General features: G+C 53.2%; 1 pseudogene. It reads left to right on the top strand.

The features are described 5' to 3' along the window. Positions 1-742: pseudogene (locus ACT6R0_RS18600) on the top strand (hypothetical protein); the annotation flags it as partial.

Raw genomic sequence — 742 nt, 5'->3', positions numbered from 1 at the left:
GCCAAACGATCTGGGTGAGGGTAGAAACTCCGGGCACAGAGTGCTTCAGCGTTACTTCGTTCCAGTTGGAGCTGGACCAGCCACTGCTGCTGACAACGCCAACGGTGCTTGCCATATGCAACGAAGAACTGGTGAATGGGCAGAACGATGGCATGGCCGAGTTTGACCTTACGGTAAAAGATGAAGAGATACTGGGGCCGCAAGGCATAGGCCAGGGCATGACAGTGACGTATTTTGAGGTTGACCCACGTGTTGACCAGGCTGCCGCGCCAATTGCGAACCCCGAGGCGTATACCAACCCTGCACCACCGCAAGGCAACCCTAAAACACTGTATGTAATGGTCACTACACCGGATGGATGTAAGAGCTATACAACGCTTACCATAAAAGTGCTTCCGCTGCCGGTGCCGGATACGACGCCGGACCCGTTAAGGCAATGTGACGTGAACAATTCACCTGACGGAATGGAGATATTCAACCTGACCGATGCTGCGGCAGACATCAGGAATGGTGATACAGGCATGGTGCTGACCTATTATGAGACCGAAGAGGATGCCCATGACAGGGTGAACTGGATAAACAATATCACGGCTTACAACAGTGGCAGCAGGACGATCTGGGTGAGGGCAGAGGCTAACACACAAAACGCTTCAGACCCTGTATGCTACCAGGTGGTATCGTTCGAGATCATCGTTGACATGCTTCCGGAGCTTGGTGTGGCAGGGGTGATAGAGCCATATGC

Source organism: Flavobacterium sp., assembly GCF_052437795.1.
Lineage (GTDB): Bacteria > Bacteroidota > Bacteroidia > Flavobacteriales > Flavobacteriaceae > Flavobacterium.
This window is presented reverse-complemented; position numbering and strand designations above follow the sequence as displayed.